General features: G+C 67.8%; 15 protein-coding genes, 1 tRNA gene and 1 pseudogene. 12 read left to right on the top strand and 5 right to left on the bottom strand.

The window, feature by feature from the left end:
• Positions 1 to 14: 14 nt before the first annotated feature.
• On the bottom strand, positions 15 to 1,172 hold the full coding sequence (locus tag VF106_RS13045) for a type I restriction endonuclease (RefSeq protein WP_330839927.1): 1,158 nt from the start codon (positions 1,170 to 1,172) through the stop codon (positions 15 to 17).
• A gap of 224 nt (positions 1,173 to 1,396) precedes the next feature.
• Between VF106_RS13045 and VF106_RS13040 the strand changes: the two genes are divergently transcribed.
• The 4 genes from VF106_RS13040 to VF106_RS13025 all read left to right on the top strand — a co-directional run bounded on the left by VF106_RS13040 (position 1,397) and on the right by VF106_RS13025 (position 6,676).
• Entirely contained in the window at positions 1,397 to 1,993 is a 597-nt protein-coding gene (locus tag VF106_RS13040; RefSeq protein ID WP_330839926.1) for a TIR domain-containing protein, read from the top strand.
• Positions 1,990 to 4,062, top strand: a complete 2,073-nt coding sequence (locus VF106_RS13035) for a hypothetical protein (RefSeq protein WP_330839925.1) — start codon at positions 1,990 to 1,992, stop codon at positions 4,060 to 4,062. Before VF106_RS13040 ends, VF106_RS13035 begins: the two co-directional genes overlap by 4 nt.
• Positions 4,062 to 5,150 (top strand): hypothetical protein, encoded by a 1,089-nt coding sequence (locus tag VF106_RS13030; protein ID WP_330839924.1) that lies wholly within the window; start codon positions 4,062 to 4,064, stop codon positions 5,148 to 5,150. Before VF106_RS13035 ends, VF106_RS13030 begins: the two co-directional genes overlap by 1 nt.
• A 194-nt stretch (positions 5,151 to 5,344) precedes the next feature.
• The gene (locus tag VF106_RS13025) at positions 5,345 to 6,676 is read left to right on the top strand and encodes a hypothetical protein (RefSeq protein WP_330839923.1); all 1,332 of its coding nucleotides are present in this window, start codon (positions 5,345 to 5,347) and stop codon (positions 6,674 to 6,676) included.
• Between the two features lie 224 nt (positions 6,677 to 6,900).
• Here VF106_RS13025 and VF106_RS13020 read toward each other — a convergent pair.
• Positions 6,901 to 6,984, bottom strand: a tRNA-Tyr gene (locus VF106_RS13020).
• Between the two features lie 126 nt (positions 6,985 to 7,110).
• On the opposite strand from VF106_RS13020, the gene VF106_RS13015 reads away from it, so the two are divergent.
• Together VF106_RS13015 and rfbA are read left to right on the top strand one after the other, a co-directional pair.
• Positions 7,111 to 7,602, top strand: a complete 492-nt coding sequence (locus tag VF106_RS13015; RefSeq protein ID WP_330839922.1) for a YajQ family cyclic di-GMP-binding protein — start codon at positions 7,111 to 7,113, stop codon at positions 7,600 to 7,602.
• A complete protein-coding gene (gene rfbA / locus VF106_RS13010; protein ID WP_330839921.1) occupies positions 7,599 to 8,480 on the top strand; it encodes a glucose-1-phosphate thymidylyltransferase RfbA in 882 nt (293 codons plus the stop codon). Before VF106_RS13015 ends, rfbA begins: the two co-directional genes overlap by 4 nt.
• Positions 8,481 to 8,529: 49 nt before the next feature.
• Here rfbA and htpX read toward each other — a convergent pair whose 3' ends face one another.
• Together htpX and VF106_RS13000 are read right to left on the bottom strand one after the other, a co-directional pair.
• Complete coding sequence (gene htpX, locus VF106_RS13005; RefSeq protein WP_330839920.1) at positions 8,530 to 9,396, bottom strand: zinc metalloprotease HtpX; 867 nt, start codon at positions 9,394 to 9,396, stop codon at positions 8,530 to 8,532.
• Positions 9,397 to 9,480: 84 nt separating this feature from the next.
• The gene (locus VF106_RS13000) at positions 9,481 to 10,263 is read right to left on the bottom strand and encodes a siderophore-interacting protein (protein WP_330839919.1); all 783 of its coding nucleotides are present in this window, start codon (positions 10,261 to 10,263) and stop codon (positions 9,481 to 9,483) included.
• Between the two features lie 36 nt (positions 10,264 to 10,299).
• Here VF106_RS13000 and VF106_RS12995 point away from each other — a divergent pair, with 36 nt between their 5' ends.
• A complete protein-coding gene (locus tag VF106_RS12995) occupies positions 10,300 to 11,682 on the top strand; it encodes an amidase (protein WP_330839918.1) in 1,383 nt (460 codons plus the stop codon).
• Here VF106_RS12995 and ddaH read toward each other — a convergent pair.
• Positions 11,629 to 12,459, bottom strand: coding sequence for a dimethylargininase (gene ddaH / locus VF106_RS12990; RefSeq protein ID WP_330839917.1), 831 nt, complete (start codon positions 12,457 to 12,459; stop codon positions 11,629 to 11,631). The genes VF106_RS12995 and ddaH overlap by 54 nt on opposite strands.
• 74 nt (positions 12,460 to 12,533) lie before the next feature.
• On the opposite strand from ddaH, the gene VF106_RS12985 reads away from it, so the two are divergent.
• The 5 genes and pseudogenes from VF106_RS12985 to VF106_RS12965 all read left to right on the top strand — a co-directional run.
• Positions 12,534 to 12,983 (top strand): Lrp/AsnC family transcriptional regulator, encoded by a 450-nt coding sequence (locus tag VF106_RS12985; RefSeq protein ID WP_330839916.1) that lies wholly within the window; start codon positions 12,534 to 12,536, stop codon positions 12,981 to 12,983.
• Positions 12,983 to 13,297 (top strand): hypothetical protein, encoded by a 315-nt coding sequence (locus VF106_RS12980; RefSeq protein WP_330839915.1) that lies wholly within the window; start codon positions 12,983 to 12,985, stop codon positions 13,295 to 13,297. Before VF106_RS12985 ends, VF106_RS12980 begins: the two co-directional genes overlap by 1 nt.
• 67 nt (positions 13,298 to 13,364) lie before the next feature.
• Positions 13,365 to 14,111 (top strand): enoyl-CoA hydratase, encoded by a 747-nt coding sequence (locus VF106_RS12975; RefSeq protein ID WP_330839914.1) that lies wholly within the window; start codon positions 13,365 to 13,367, stop codon positions 14,109 to 14,111.
• Between the two features lie 135 nt (positions 14,112 to 14,246).
• Positions 14,247 to 16,139, top strand: coding sequence for a 2-oxoacid:acceptor oxidoreductase subunit alpha (locus tag VF106_RS12970; RefSeq protein WP_330839913.1), 1,893 nt, complete (start codon positions 14,247 to 14,249; stop codon positions 16,137 to 16,139).
• Positions 16,136 to 16,351, top strand: a pseudogene (locus tag VF106_RS12965) (2-oxoacid:ferredoxin oxidoreductase subunit beta); the annotation flags it as partial. The gene VF106_RS12970 and the pseudogene VF106_RS12965, both read left to right, overlap by 4 nt.

Below are 16,351 nucleotides of genomic sequence, written 5' to 3'. Positions count from 1 at the left end.
CGCTAGTCGAATGATCAGCCCGCGAGCACGGGCCCTGACGACGAGATCACGTCACCCACCGGCTCCGCCTGGGGTGCCTTGACGAGATACCGTGCCACGGTTTTCCGCAGATGATCCGCGTAGCCGTAGATGTCCTGGACATCGGCGATGGGAATGCGCGTCTCGATCTTGTTCTCGTCGAACACACCGAGATACTTCTTCGAACGGTTGAGCCACAGCCGGGCGATCGGTTTGCGGTTGTTGTCGTCAAGCAGCACGCCACAATAGGTCTTCGCGTCCCTGGCGACCACGCGAGACACCGGAACCTCACTGCAGACAATGGCCCGCACGATCCGGTACCCCTCGACCTCCTCTTCGGTGGTGACGATCTCGTCGCTCGCGTCGATGGGCACCGAAGCCTCTTCCCGCGTCGGCTCGGTCTCCACCACATCTTTTGAGACACTGACATATGCGTCGGGCCCACCCAGCGCATTCTTGAGTCGGTCGTTCACCTGCTCGTTCAGGAACTGCCGCGTCGCTTTCACGACGAGGGGAACGAACTGTTCGCGCACACGCTGCGTGAAGAAGCCTTCATAGACCCTGGTCGTCAGAAACCTGACCCACTCGTCCTCGGGCTCCTTGAACTGAGCAGCGAGAACACGCTTCAACTGACCGATGTACTTCAACTCGCCGGCGGCACTGATCACGGAGTCGAGGTCGAACGACTCCTTGGTGAGTTTGGCCAACTCGGGCAGAAGCGTCTCGTCCAGGTCGGCGAAGTCGAGCACGAGGAAGGGTTTCGCATCCATCCGGTTGGGCGCGTCCAGATCGGTGTAGAACTGGTAGACCTCACCGTTGGTGAGTATCGCGATCCGGGTGTTGGTCACCGCGAAATAGCGAAAGAGCTGAGAGGCGTGCTCGAGGCGAAGTGGGTCGTTGACCTTCTTGACCTCGATCAGCAACTGGATCTTCCCGTCGTGCGCGACGGCGTAGTCGATCTTCTCGCCCCTCTTCGTCCCCACATCGGCGGTGAACTCGGGAATCACCTCAGCCGGGTTGAACACGTCATAGCCAAGGACAGTACTGATGAAGGGCATGACGAAGGCGTTCTTGGTGGCCTCCTCCGTCTCGATGCTGTCCTTCTGTTTCCGAATCTTCAGCGCCAACGCCTGCGTGCGCTCCGCGATGTCCATGCCGGCCTCCAAAGTGATGTTCAGTGAGTCGACAAGACCGCGGCAAGTGTTACCCAACCATCTTGCGTGCCAGGCGGTTGGAAACGGTCCAGTTTCCGGCCGGCAGTGACCGTCCCATCGGCACAGTTCAGATCTGGTCCAGATTTCATCCAAGCCCCGTCGGCATGATGGCCGTGCGTCACGGCGCGACACATCGCGAACACGAAACGGAGCCAGGGTCGGCGATGAAGATCTTTGTCAACTACCGGACCAAGGACGAGGGGACCACTGCCTTGCTGGTCTCCCGATATCTGTCCGAGCGGATCGGCGAGCCGAACGTCTTCCTGGACACCAGGTCAATAGAGCCCGGCACGCTGTTCGACGACGAGTTGCTGAAAAACGTCTGGCGCAGCGACGTGATGGTGTCGATCATGGGGGTGAACTGGCTCGACTTCCCGGGGCGTGCCGGGCGTGCGCTCGATGATCCGGACGACTGGATCCACCGTGAGCTCTACGAGGCCCTCACCCACCAGGTGCGTGTCGTGCCGCTTCTCGTCGGTGCGGCTCGGTTCCCCACAGTGGACGAGTTGCCCGAACGACTCGTTGCCCTGGCGCGCCACCAGTTCGTGATCCTGGATCTCCGCCAGCCGGAGGCAGGATTCGCCCGGCTCGACAGGGTGCTCGAACTACCCGACGCCGACGACCGTGACGAGCCCCGACGGAGTAGCAACCAGTCAGGCGGGATCGGTTCGGTTCGCGGCAACCACAACATCAGCGTGACCGACCCGCGCGGTTCGCTGCACATCGGTGACCGGTTCGCCCGCCCGCAGGGGGACACATGACCGAGCCGGACCCTCTGGTCGATGAGGTGCCGGAGGAGGCGCTCGACGACTGGGCGGACGAGCCTGGGGGTCAGACGGGCGGTGTCGGATCGGTTCGCGGCAACCACAACATCAGCGTGACGGACCCGCAGGGCTCGGTCTTCATCATGAAGGAGGCTTTGTTCCTCCTCGAATCCGCCGCCGGTGACGGTGACCTGGACGCGACATGGTCGCCCCGGCTGGTGCCGGAGGACATCCTGACCGGTCTCGCCAAGCGGTTCGTCATCCCGTCCGGCTACGGAGACCTGCTGGCTCGCCTGCGCGACCCCGGCACGGTCGTCGTATCCGGTGCGCCCGGGTCCGGCCGGCGTTCCGCGGCGCTCATGGTCCTGAAGGATTCGGGGGAAGGCACCACCCGGTTCCGTGAGCTACCGGACGATGACGTCGACGGCCAGTTCGTCCTCGACGTCAGCGTCATCGAGCCGGGTGAACGGCTGTTGCTGGACATGTCCGCAGAAGTAGGGCCGCTCCCCCAGCGCCTGCTGACCAACCTGCGTGCCTACCGCGCCGCCGTCGCCGACCGGCGGGCCTACCTGGCGATCGTGCTGCCGCCGGAACAGGAGCAGGTGGCCGCCGAGCTCGGCTCCGAGGCGACGATCATCGGACGACCGGACGGCGTCGAGGTGTTCCGGCAGCACCTGGCCGGATTCGGCATCGTGGTGACCGGGTCGGAGCTGCGGAACGAGGCACTCCAGACGCACCTCACCCGCGATCCGATGCGGGACATCGCGGCACTCGCCCGCCGCGTACAGCGGGAGCGGAGTACCGCTGCCGGGCAAGGCGGCCTGGTGGCATGGCTCACCGCGGCGCTCGAGACCGACACGTACCTCGACGACGCGGCACGGTTCATGCGGGACAACGCCGACGGCAGAGTGCGTGCTCTTCTGCTGGCCTCCGCGGTGTTCGAGCACGCGACCCCGGAGGTGGTGGAGTCCGCGGCAGCGAGGTTCCTCGAGGTCACGAAGTACCCGCCGCACGAGGGGCACCGGTTGGATCTTCCCGATCTCGCCGAAGCACTCGCTAGGGTCCACGCCCGCATCGACGGCGGCCAGGTTCGTTTCGACTCCGTGGCCTACGCGGACGCGGTGCGCACGCACTTCTGGCGAACCTTCCCTGACCTTCGGGACGATCTGCGTCAGTGGCTCGACAGGACTGTCCGGTCGGGAGCCATGGCCCCGACAAGCCGCTCGCTGGCGGTGTTGCGTTACACCGACCAGTGCCTGCGCATCGGGCATCCTGAGGACCTGTGGACGCTCGTCGAGCAGTGGGCGGCGCATCCACCGTCCACATCAGACAAATTGCTCGACGTCGCGGGCGCCGCACTGGCGCGATGTCTGCTCGACGAGCGGTATGGCTGGCGGTTCCGGCGTCGTGTGTACAGATGGGTGAGAAACCGGCAGCTGTGGCCAAGCCTTGCCGTGCTGCTGATCGGTTTGTGCGAAAGCGTGATCGCACCGGCGCGGCCACACCAGGGGCTCGTGCGTCTGCGTCACCTCACCCGGCACGTGGACTCCGCCATCGTGACCGCCGCCCGCGCGGCGCTGGCGAGACTCTGCGGTGACGGCCGGTTCGCCCGCCGCATGCTCACCCGCACCCACGACGACCTGACCGGCGACCACCCGCGGGATGTGGACTACGTCCTGTTCACCGACGTCGCCGACCCGGTGCGACTCACCGCCGGTGAGCTCGACGGCTTCCCGCGCGTCACCGAGCGGGTGGTCCGGGGCATGCTCGTCGGCGGCTGGGCGGTGTGGCTCGCGAATCGCCCCTACGACGACACCGCTGTGGCCGTGACGCGTTGGCTCGACGCCCACGCCGAGGCGCCAGGCCGGGACACACTGCTCGAGATCCTGGCTGCCGCCACGCGTAGGCGGTCCCCGCGACGTGCGGTCCTGTACGCGGTGTCGCGCGACTGGGTCGCGGCGGCGCCTCCGGAGCAACGCCAAGCCCGCCTCCATACAGCGGCCGTGCTGCGACAGGCATGCGCCGAAGTCCCACAGCCCTTCGCCACGCAAGGAGTCAGTCACTGATGCCCAGAGACAAGGCATACCTGGTCGTCCTCCTGGTCATGTCCCTGGTCGTCGTCGGTGTGACGATGGCCGGCGTGTTGCCGTGGTGGGTCGGCGTGGTGATCTTCGTGCCGCTCGTCGTGAGTGGCCTGATCCTGAAGCGCCACACCGAGAACAAGCGCCTGTACGTGCCGCAACCCGTGTTTCACGCGCCGCCGCCACACCAGCCTGTGCAGCCCGCGACCACGACGGTGCGGAATCTGGCGTTGCCAAGCGTCCAGCGCGACTACCGCTTCCTCCTCGACGCGACCGTCCTGTGGCGACACTCGGGTGCACAGGGCATGCCACACCCGAGGCCAGACCAACTCGCGATCGACGCCATCCGTGAGCGGGCGATCGTGTTCACCGAACGGGAGCCGGCCGCCGATATCGACCTGCTCGCGCCGCGGTTGGCCGCGGAGCTGTCGTTCCCGCGTCCGGACCGGACAGGCCTGCTGGAGGTCTGGGCACAGGACGCCGCTCTCTCCCTCCCGGACGACGACCGCGAACGTCTCCGCAAGCTCGCCGGCGTACGCAAGGACGAGGAGGTGTGGGAGTACGAACGGGCCTACGAGCGGAACAAGCGAACCTTCCTGCGCGAGGACGTCCTGTCCAGCACAGGCAGTGCGGTCGTGTGGTGGCTGGCAAGGGACACCTCCCGCGTCCAGGAGACGGTCGACCTGATCGGCACGCTCGCGAAGCTGGTGGCCGCCGCGCAAGACCGCGAGGTGGAGCCGGTCTTTCGCACGTTCGTGAACAGCCTGACCGACCCCTCACTGCGCACCAACGGAGACGACTTCGTGGACCTCCTGATGGCGGCGATCCTGCCCAACGGTTCGGAACCAGAACGCGCCGACATGGCCGACCGCCTGGCCACCCTGGCAACCGACGCCGGCGCGACAGACCTGGCCCACACAATCCGAGAACGGTTCAACGCCCCGGACTTCACCGGGGCCGCCGATACATCCCCGGGGCTTTTCGACACTCCGCCGGCGTCCTCGCCGAGCCCGATACATCCGAACGGACAGCCGGACGCCAACCCATCGACCACGCCACCCAATCCCTTGTAGTGCCGGATCTGGCGATGATCAACAGCCGGACAATCCGCACATCGCTGCCGCCAAATTCATCGGACGACATCTGTGGGCAACGGCCATAAAGGCATATTAAGCAACTGTTGATGGCCGCCAAACACCAGCGCCCGTTCATCGGACAGCTGGGATTTATCCCTGATCAGGCCGGTCCAACCTGACACAATCGGTGGATGAGGGAACGATTACGTCGCTACATCGACATGGCGGTCGACGAGGACCCGGACGCGATCCTAGGACGCGTCGAGAAACTGACCCGGGCCATGCGACCGGTCCGGACCAAACGCCGGCATGCCCGGAACCTGGTCGCCCTGGCGAGGGAGCAGGACCGCGCGAACCGGCCCCGGGACGCGCTGGTCGTGCTCGACGAGGCGGTGACGCTCGCCCGGCGCGTGGATCGCGAGGGCGACGTACTCGCTCGGGCTCTGGCGATCCAAGCGGTGTGCCGCTTGCGGATCGACGACAACGAGGGCGCGATCGACGTGGCTACCGAGGCCATCCGGCTGCTTGAACCGCTGGCCGCGAGGAAACCTCGCCCGTACGCCTTCTACCTGCGTCAGGCGCGGTGGGCCCTCGCCATGGCGCACTACGACCTCGATCAGCTGGCCGAGGCTGTGCCCGCGCTCGAGCGATACATCCCGATGGTCCGCGCGATGCCCGAGTTGCGTCCATGGGAGGAGATCAACATGCTCGCGGCGGCACTGTTCGATCTCGATCGGGCGGCGGACGCACTGCCGCATGTGGTGGAGGTTGTCCGGCTTCTGCGTCCGCTGACGGTGACCGACCCGGCCACCCACGAGGCCCAACTGGCGGAGGCGCTGGCCTTTGAGGTCAACTGCCGTCTGCACACTGGCCAGTGGCACGAAGCGTGTGACATCGCGGCCGAGTCGGTGGCCATCCTGCGCCGGCTGGTCGACGCAGGCCAGGACCAGTACCAGGAGCCTCTGGCCAAGGTGTCGTTCAACTTCGCCCAGGTGAGCGGCGGTGAACCGGAGCACTTCAGTGAGGCGATCGGGATCATACGAGGGTTGAGCGACGCCCAGACGCCGTACCTCGCCGGGGCTCTGTACGTGTCGATGCGGCCGCTGATCGACGCCGGGCGGGACGAGGAGGCACTGACCGCCGGCACCGAGGCGGCAGCGCTGTACCGAAGGCTGGCTGAGACCGACCCGGACTACTACGCATCTTTGCTTGCGCTTGTCCTCTTTGAGCTCGGCCGGGTCGGCGAACCGGCCGAGCGGCTCGCCAACCTCGAGGAGGCGGTGCGGCTCTGGCGGGTCGCGGCGAGCCCTGAACAGTCGAATTTCGCGGACATCCTCGCGGCCATGCTGGTCGACATCGCATCCTGCCTTGACGAGATCGGGCAGGACGGCCGGGCCGCCGCGCAGGAGGCGGTCGAGTTGTACCGCGAGATCGTGCGGAACCCACCGGAAGACGTGTACTCGGACTGGTACCCCGAGCGCCTCGCCAAGGCTGAGGCGCTATTGCGGCGGCTCAGCGGGTAGTGGCCACTGTGGCCGCGGTCCGCACGATGCTCGCCATGTCGCCGAGATCGGCCGCGCTCGCGAAGCGTGGCGAGCAGACCGCACGAGCGTAGGTTCAGCAGGTCCTGACGAGCTGACGATCTTCGGCGTGAACGGTGATCAACGGCCGGGCTGAGCCGGGCACACCTGGACAGATAGCAAATGGCCCGCTGACCTGTTGGCTGGTCAGTGGCCATTTGAGCTGGTGGTGGCGGGTGCAGGGTTCGAACCTGCGTAGCTTGCGCGACAGATTTACAGTCTGCTCCCTTTGACCGCTCGGGCAACCCGCCGGGAGTGTCCGATCTGCTCGGACGGGCGAAACCTTACCCAATGGCTTCGCGGGCCTGCCAACCGGTATCCCCCACAGCGGTAGGCTCGCCCAGGTACGTGGCAGCACGGCTCGAGAGGTGAGACTGGTGGCGGATCCGTCCTTCGACGTGGTGAGCAAGGTTGACCGGCAGGAGGTCGACAACGCGCTCAACCAGGCGAGCAAGGAGCTGTCCACGCGTTTCGACTTTCGCGGGACGGGGGCCTCGGTGAAGTGGGCCGGTGAGGAGGCCGTGACCATCGAGGCGGAGACCGAGGAGCGGTGCAAGGCCGCGATCGACGTGTTCAAGGACAAGCTGGTCAAGCGGCAGATCTCGCTGAAGGCGTTCGACGTGGGTGAGCCCGCGGTGTCCGGGAAGACCTACAAGGTCACCGGCAAGATCGTGCAGGGGATCGACTCCGACCATGCGAAGAAGATCGCCAAGAAGATCCGCGACGAGGGGCCCAAGGGCGTGCAGGCCCAGATCCAGGGGGACCAGCTGCGCGTCTCGGGCAAGAAGAAGGACCACTTGCAGGACGTCATCCAGCTGCTCAAGGCCGAGGACTTCGGCATCGCCCTCCAGTTCACCAACTACCGATGAAGGGCATCGTTCTCGCGGGGGGCAGTGGGACCCGGCTGCACCCGATCACGCAGGCGGTCTCCAAGCAGCTGCTCCCGGTCTACGACAAGCCGATGATCTACTACCCGCTGTCGGTGCTCATGCTGGCCGGCATCCGGGACATCCTGATCATCACGACGCCGCAGGACATGGCCAGTTTCCAGCGCTTGCTGGGGGACGGCGACCAGTGGGGCGTCGAGCTGAGCTACGCCGAGCAGCCGCAGCCGAACGGGCTGGCGGAGGCGTTCATCATCGGCGAGTCGTTCATCGGCAGTGACGACGTCGCGCTCGTGCTGGGCGACAACATCTTCTTCGGCGCCGACTTCTCCGCCGTCATGCAGGAGTACGTGTCCGACATGGACGGCGCGGTCCTGTTCGGCTACCCGGTGAAGGACCCGCAGCGGTACGGCGTCGGCGAGGTCGACGAGACGGGCATGCTGCTGTCGATCGAGGAGAAGCCGGCCAAGCCGAAGTCCAACCGGGCGATCACGGGGCTGTACTTCTACGACAACGACGTGGTCGACATCTCGAAGAACCTGACGCCGTCGGCTCGTGGCGAGCTCGAGATCACCGACGTCAACATGACCTACCTGAAGCAGGGCCGAGCTCGCCTGCTCGACCTGGGTCGCGGCTTCGCCTGGCTGGACACCGGCACGCACGACTCGCTGCTGGAAGCCGGCCAGTTCGTGCAGGTCCTGGAGCACCGGACGGGCGTGCGCATCGCCTGCCTCGAGGAAATCGCCATGGACAAGGGCTTCATCAGCCCGGACGACTGCTACGCGCTTGGCCGCAAGCTCGCCAAGTCCGGCTATGGCGACTACGTGATGGAAGTGGCGCTGGCTGCCGGCGCCGACGGCTGACCCCTCCACGACAACGGCCGGCGTCCCTCGCGGATGCCGGCCGTTCGTGCTACCTGAGGCCGCGGCGGGCCATGTCCTCCAGGCGGCGGATGCGGTCGTGGATCGGCGGGTGGGTCGAGAACATCCTGGCCATCTGCTCGCCGGGGCGGAACGGGTTCGCGATCATCAGGTGGGACTGGGACACGACCTTCGGTTCCGGGGCCAGCGGGGCCGCGGCCGTGCCGTACTCCAGTTTGCGCAGCGCCGACGCCAGCGCCAGCGGGTCGCCGGTCATCTCGGCGCCTGACTCGTCCGCCTGGTACTCCCGGGACCGGCTCACCGCCATCTGGACGATGCCGGCCGCGACAGGACCGAGGATGGCCAGCAACAACATGGCGAGCGGGTTGGGGCGGTCGTCGTCGGAGCCGCCGAACAGGCCCGCGAACATGGCCAGGTTCGCCAGCACGCTCACCACGCTCGCGAGCGCGCCCGCCACGCATGAGATCAGGATGTCCCGGTTGTACACGTGCGCCAGCTCGTGGGCCAGCACCGCGCGCAGCTCACGCTCGTCCAGCAGCTCCAGGATGCCCGTCGTGCAGCAGACGGCCGCGTTGCGCGGGTTGCGGCCGGTCGCGAACGCGTTCGGGGCCATCGTCGGGCTGAGGTACAGCCTGGGCATCGGCTGCCGCGCCGACGTCGCCAGCTCACGCACTATCCGGTACATCGCGGGCTGTTCCGCCTGCGACACCGGACGTGCGCGCATCGCGCGCAGCGCCAGCTTGTCGGAGTTGAAGAACGCGTACCCGTTCATCAACAGGGCGACCGCGAGACCGATGAACAGCGCACCACGCCCGAAAAGCCCGCTGATCAGGATGATCAGCGCGCTCATGCCGCCAAGCAGCAAGGCGGTCTTCAGCCCGTTGTAGTGCTTGTGCACCTCTGCGCCCTCCGTGACGTCGCTTTCGACCCGAATAACGGATCAACGCGGCCCGAAGTTCCCCCGAAACAACAAACCCGCAGGTCAGTTGCCTGTTTCACCCCTTCGCCAGTACGTCGTGGGGCGCACCCTGGACCGCTCGTAGCCGCGGTCGTTCAGCAGGTGCGCGCGTAGCGCCACCATCGCCGCCCGCTCCCCCGCGAGCCACGCGTCCACCCGACCTTCTTGTGGCAGCTCGGCCGCGGCGACGGCCCTGGCCAGCAGGTCGTCCGTGCCGTCGCGGTGCAGCCATGTGATCGTGACGTCGGCGTCGGACACCAGCGGCTGCTCCTCGGCCGCGTCCTCGACCTCGACGAACACGTGCGCCGGCACGCCGGACCGCAGCTCACGCAGGACCGCCGCGATCGCCGGCAGTGCGGTCTCGTCGCCGGCGAGCAGGTGCCAGTCCGCCATCGGGTCCGGCTGGTAGGCGGGCGACGGGCCGACGAAGATCAGCAGGTCACCGGGCTCGGCCCGCTTCGCCCAGTCCGACGCCGGGCCCGCGTCGTCGTGCAGCACGAAGTCGAAGTCGATCTCGCACGTGTCCCGGTCGTACCGGCTGACCGTGTACGTCCTGGTCAGCGGGCGGACCTGGGACCACATGCCGCGGGCCGCCTCGAGGGTCAGCGGCTCGGGCAGTTCGACGTCGTCCGGGTAGAAGTAGAGCATCACGTTCTGGTCGGTGCCGGCGTACGCGAAGTCGGCCAGATCGGGGCCGCCGACGGTCACCCTGGTCATGTGTGGTGTCAGCCGCGCTACCCGCAGGACCGGGACCCGCCACAACTTCGTCTGCTGCCGGCGCGAACGCCTGCTCACGGTCGTGTTCATCGCGTCCATCTTCGCACCGGCCTAATGTTGATCCTCATGGTCGAGGGGTTGGAGGCGCAGGCGCGGCGGCTGGCGGCGGGTGAGATCACCTCCGTCGAGCTGACCCGCGTGGCGCTGGCCAGGGCCGAGGCGACACAGTCGACGCTCAACGCGTTCCGCCGGCTGCGCCAGGACGCGGCGCTCGTCGAGGCGAAGGCCGCCGACGCGCGACTCGCGGCCGGCGAGCGGCTGCCGCTGCTTGGCGTGCCGATCGCGATCAAGGACGACATGGACCTGGCCGGCGAACCGACGGCGTTCGGCTGCGCCGGCGACTACCCGGTGGCCACCGACGACGGCGTGCTGGTGCGGCAGCTGCGGGCGGCCGGTGCGGTGATCATCGGCAAGACGAACACGCCGGAGTTCGGTCTGTGGCCGGTCACGGAGGGCGCGGCGTTCGGCGTCACCCGCAACCCGTGGCACCTCGACCACACCCCGGGCGGCTCGTCGGGTGGCTCGGCGGCGGCCGTGTCCGCGGGGATCGTGGCGGCGGCCGTCGGCTCGGACGGCGCGGGCTCGATCCGGATCCCCGCGGCGTGGAGCAACCTGGTCGGCATCAAGCCGGGTCGGGGCACGCTGCCGACCCCGGAGGCGTTCAACGGGATCACCGAGTGGGGCCCGCTCGCGCGTACGACGCGCGATGCCGCACTGCTACTGGACGTACTGGCCGGCTCGACGCGATTCCAGGCCGCGGCGGCACGCGAACCGGGCCGGCTGCGAGTGGCACTGTCCCTGCGCCCGGCGTTCATGGGCGGCCTGCGGATCCGCCTGGACCCCGGCGTGCGGGCCGCGGTGCTCGACGTGGCGCGCCGGCTGCATTCGCTGGGACACGAGATCGTGATCGCCGACCCGCGGTACGGGTTGCTGGGGTTGAACTTCCTGCCCCGCTCGCTGGCGGGCGTCGAGGAGTGGTGCGCCGCGGCGCCGGACCGTGCACTGCTGGACTTCCGCACGAGCGACACCGGCCGACTCGGCGCGCGGCTGGCGGGCCGAGCGCTACGGCTGTCACGGGCGTCACTCGCTCACTACCAGCGGCGGGTCGGCCAACTGTTCGACCGGGTGGACGTGGTGTTGGCGCCCACGACCGCGACACCGCCACTACCGATCGGTGCCATCGACGGCCTGTCGGGATGGCGAACGGACCGCACGGTGATGGCGGCCTGCCCGTACGCGTGGCCGTGGAACGCACTGGGGTGGCCGGGGTTGAACGTGCCAGCCGGTTTCATCGCCGGGCTGCCAGTCGGCGCACAACTCCTCGGACCGGCGGGCAGTGAGGAGTTGTTGATCTCTCTCGCGGCACAGCTGGAGTCGGTGCTCGACTGGTCGTCGCTAGTCCCTGATCTCCAGCGTGCAGCACTTCGGGCCGCCGCCCGATTTGCGTAGTTCTGCGATGTCCACGAATGTTGGTTCGTAGCCTGCGTTGATCAGTTGTGCTGCCAGGTGGGTGGCTTCTATGGGAAGCACGACGTTGCGGCCGTCGGAGACGCCGTTCAGGCCCAGGCATTCCGCGTCCGCGGCGTTGGCGATCACCGCGTCCGGGAACAGGCGGGTCAGTACGCGTTGGGAGCCGGGTGAGAAGGCTGCTGGGTAGTACGCGATGTGGGCCGGGCGGGTTGGGGTTGCCTCCTGGAGGACGCACAGGGCCGTGTCCAGGTGGTAGTAGCGCGGGTCGACCAGCTGTAGGGACACGACCGGGACGCCCAGGACCTCCTGCGCCTCGGCGTGCGCGGCCGGGTCTGTGCGGAAGCCTGTGCCCGCCAGGAGGATCTGCCCCGTCCACGCGAAGTCGCCCTCGGCTTCGTTCGTGGCTGCCGGCATGGTGACGTCGCGGTAGCCGTGGTCCAGGAACCAGCGGCGGAAGTGGTCGGCCTCGGCGGTGCGTTGCGAGTTGCGGAAGCGGGCACCCAGGACGCGGCCATGGACGACCGTGCCCGAGTTGGCCGCGAACACCATGTCGGGTAGGCCCCGCACCGGACGAATGGTGTCGACCCGGTGGCCGAGGCGCCGGTAGGTGTCGGCCAGCTCGGTCCACTGCTTGACCGCCAGCTCGGCGCTGACCGGCTCGTTCGGGTCCATCCACGGGTTGATCGAGTACTCCACGGTGAAGTACTTCGGCTCGCACATCAGGTAGCGGCGTGCGGTCTGCTCCCGGCCCGTCATGATTCTAATGTAGATGGCGGCTCAATCGGCGATCAATGTCGCACAGACGCCCTCTGAGCGGCAGAATGTTGCGTGTGGACGCGATAGATCAGCGAATCATTTCGCAGCTGGTGTCGGATGCTCGGCGCAGCTACTCGGAGATCGGGAAAGTGGTCGGGCTGTCGGCGCCGGCGGTCAAGCGGCGGGTGGACAGGCTGCTGGACACCGGGGTGCTGCGGGGGTTCACGGCCAGGGTGAACCCCGAGGCGCTCGGCTGGGGCACGGAGGCCTTCGTCGAGGTCCACTGCATGGGAAACGTCACACCGGACCGCATCCGGGCACGGCTGCTTCCCCTGCCGGAGGTGGTCGCGGCGTACACGGTGTCTGGCGCGGCGGACGCGATCGTCCACCTGCGGGCGGCCAACATCCACCACCTCGAGGACGCGCTGGAACGCCTTCGTGCGGTGGACATGATCGACCGGACCGTGTCGACCGTCGTGCTGTCGACGTTGCTGGAGCGGCCGCCCGCGCCCGAGGTGACGTGATGGCCTGGCTCGGTGAGCGGTGGGAACTACGCGCCGGGGACGAGTTGGTCGGCACGATCACCATCGAGGACCAGGACTTCCCATGGCTCTCCGGCAGCTTCGCCGCCGAACCCGGCTTCGCCCGGTGGGCCCCGTTGTTCGCGGACGAGCTGGCGCTGCTCGACCGCGACGACCCCGAGGACATCAGCCGCTGGGAAGAGCTGTACGAGCAGATCACGGGCGCGTTGACGCTGGTCGCGCCCGGCGAGCCGGTCGAGGACTTCCTGCTCCACATCGACGAGGGCAGAGCCTGGTTCCGCTGGATCGGCGCCTGAGCCGGCGTACACGAAAACGCGACTCGCGGGGGCCGAACGCGCGACTCGCGGGGGCTAGGGTCTCGACATGGGTGTGTTGCTTGAGCGGCGTGATGGGGTCGGCGTCGTCACCATTGATCTTCCTGAGCGGCGGAACTCGCTGACGTTGGAGATGTCCGCCCAGCTTGTCCAGCATGTCTCGGACTGTGAGGCCGATGACGGGGTCTCCGCCATCGTCGTCACCGGGGCGCCGCCCGCCTTCTGTGCCGGAGCGGATCTCACGGCGCTCGGGGAGGCTCGGGAGGACGGGCTGCGGGCGATTTATGCCGGGTTCCTCGCCGTCGCGAAGTCCTCGCTGCCGACCATCGCCGCGGTCAACGGGGCCGCGGTGGGGGCCGGGCTCAACCTCGCGCTTGCCTGTGATGTGCGGCTCGCCGGGCCGTCGGCGCGGTTCGACGCGCGGTTTCTCCAGCTCGGGCTGCATCCGGGCGGCGGGATGACCTGGATGGTCCAGCGGCTGGTCGGGCCGCAGACCGCGACGGCCATGACGCTCTTCGGGCAGGTGCTGGACGCCGACGAGGCCGTGCGAACCGGGCTCGCGCTGCGGAAGGTCGATGACGTGGTCGCCGCGGCCGTCGAGCTCGCCCAGCCTGCCGTGAAGGCGCCCCGGGACCTGGTTCTCGCCACCAAGCGAACCCTCCGCACGACCGCCGCCTACGATCGGCATGACGACGCTGTCGAGACGGAGCTCGTCGCGCAGCTGGCGTCCATGGACACCCCGGCGTTCGCCGAGCTGCTTGCCGCGATGCGCGCCAGGATTTCCCGCCAGGCGTGACGGCCGTCCCAGCATGTGGGCGCCGACATTGTGATGTCCAACGCGAATACCCTGTGCACCAGGGAGACCTTGAGTTAGGCACGACTACCCTCATATGTAGTGCACGTAGTCGTGCGAGAGAGGGACCAGCAGAGCATGAGTACCAGCGTCAACGGAGGCGGGCGGGCCACGAAGGTCACCAAGCTCGACCGGGTCGTGATCAGGTTCGCTGGCGACTCCGGCGACGGTATGCAGCTGACCGGTGACCGGTTCACGTCGGAGGCGGCGTCGTTCGGCAACGACCTCGCCACGCTGCCGAACTTCCCAGCCGAGATCCGGGCACCAGCAGGCACCCTGCCGGGCGTCTCGTCGTTCCAGATCCACTTCGCGGACTACGACATCCTCACACCCGGCGACCGGCCGGACGTGTTGGTCGTGATGAACCCGGCCGCGCTGAAGGCCAACATCGGCGACCTGCCCGTCGGCGGCATGGTCATCGTGAACACCGACGAGTTCAGCAAGCGCAACCTCACCAAGGTCGGCTACGACAGCGACCCGCTCGAGGACGACTCGCTGTCCAGCTTCCAGGTGTATCCGGTCGCGATGGCCACCCTCACGCAGGGTGCGCTCGCGGACACCGGCCTGTCGAAGAAGGACGCCGAGCGCTGCAAGAACATGTTCGCGCTCGGCCTGCTGTCGTGGATGTACCACCGGCCGACCGAGGGCACCGAGCGCTTCCTTCGTGAGAAGTTCGCACGCAAGCCCGACATCGCCGAGGCGAACATCCTGGCGTTCCGCGCCGGCTGGAACTACGGCGAGACCACCGAGGCGTTCGCGGTCACCTACGAGGTGCCGCCTGCCGAGTTCCCGGCCGGGACCTACCGGCAGATCACCGGCAACGCGGCGCTCGCGTACGGGATCGTCGCCGCGGGCCAGTGCTCCAGGCTGCCCGTGCTGCTGGGCGCCTACCCGATCACGCCGGCGTCGGACATCCTGCACGAGCTGTCGAAGCACAAGAACTTCAACATCACGACCGTGCAGGCCGAGGACGAGATCGCCGGCATCGGGGCGGCCCTTGGCGCGTCGTACGGCGGCTCGCTCGGCGTCACGACCACGTCCGGGCCGGGCATCGCGCTCAAGTCCGAGACCATCGGGCTCGCGGTGATGGCCGAGCTGCCGCTGCTGATCATCGACGTGCAGCGTGGTGGCCCGTCGACCGGTCTGCCAACCAAGACCGAGCAGGCGGACCTGCTGCTGGCCATGTTCGGCCGCAACGGTGAGTCGCCCCTGCCGATCGTCGCGCCCAACTCCCCCGGCGACTGTTTCGACGCGGTCATCGAGGCGACTCGCATCGCGTTGAAGTACCGGACGCCGGTCATGCTGCTGTCGGACGGGGCGATCGCGAACGGCTCCGAACCGTGGCTGATCCCGCGGGTCGAGGACCTGCCGGACCTGAGCGTGACGTTCGCCAGCGAGCCGAACGCGTTGGACGGCAGCGACGAGCACTGGCCGTACGTCCGCGACACCGAGACCCTCGCGCGTGAGTGGGCCATCCCGGGCACGCCGGGCCTTCAGCACCGGATCGGTGGCCTGGAGAAGGCGGACGGCAAGGGCAGCATCTCCTACGACCCGGACAACCACGACCGCATGGTCAGGCTGCGTCAGGCGAAGGTCGACGGTGTCACCGTGCCGGACCTCGAGGTGGACGACCCGTCCGGCGACGCGCGGGTGCTGGTCCTTGGCTGGGGATCGAGCTACGGGCCGATTGGGGCGGGGTGCCGGCGGGTACGCGGTCAGGGCATGGCGATCGCACAGGCGCACTTGCGGCACCTGAACCCGTTCCCGGCGAACCTCGGTGAGGTGCTGCGGCGGTACGACCGGGTCGTCGTGCCGGAGATGAACATGGGACAGCTGGCGCTGCTGCTGCGCGGCAAGTACCTCGTCGACGTGCGGTCCTACACGAAGGTCGCGGGGCTGCCGTTCAAGGCGGAGGAACTCCAGCACGTCTTTACCGAACATGTGCAGGCTGTTGAAGGGGTTCGAGCATGACCGCGGTCGATCTGGGGCTTCCGTCGCTCGGCGGGCTCGACCTGGTGCCCACCGACGACGCGCCGCAGAAAGCGAAGGATTTCAAGTCGGATCAGGAGGTCCGGTGGTGTCCGGGCTGTGGTGACTACGTGGTGCTCAACGCCATGCAGTCGTTCCTGCCCTCGCTGGGTCTCAAACGCGAGAACATCGTGTTCATCTCCGGGATCGGCTGC

Source organism: Actinophytocola sp. (genome assembly GCF_036378875.1).
Lineage (GTDB): Bacteria > Actinomycetota > Actinomycetes > Mycobacteriales > Pseudonocardiaceae > Actinophytocola.
Note: the sequence above shows the minus strand (reverse complement) of the source record. Positions and strands in the feature narration are given on the sequence as shown.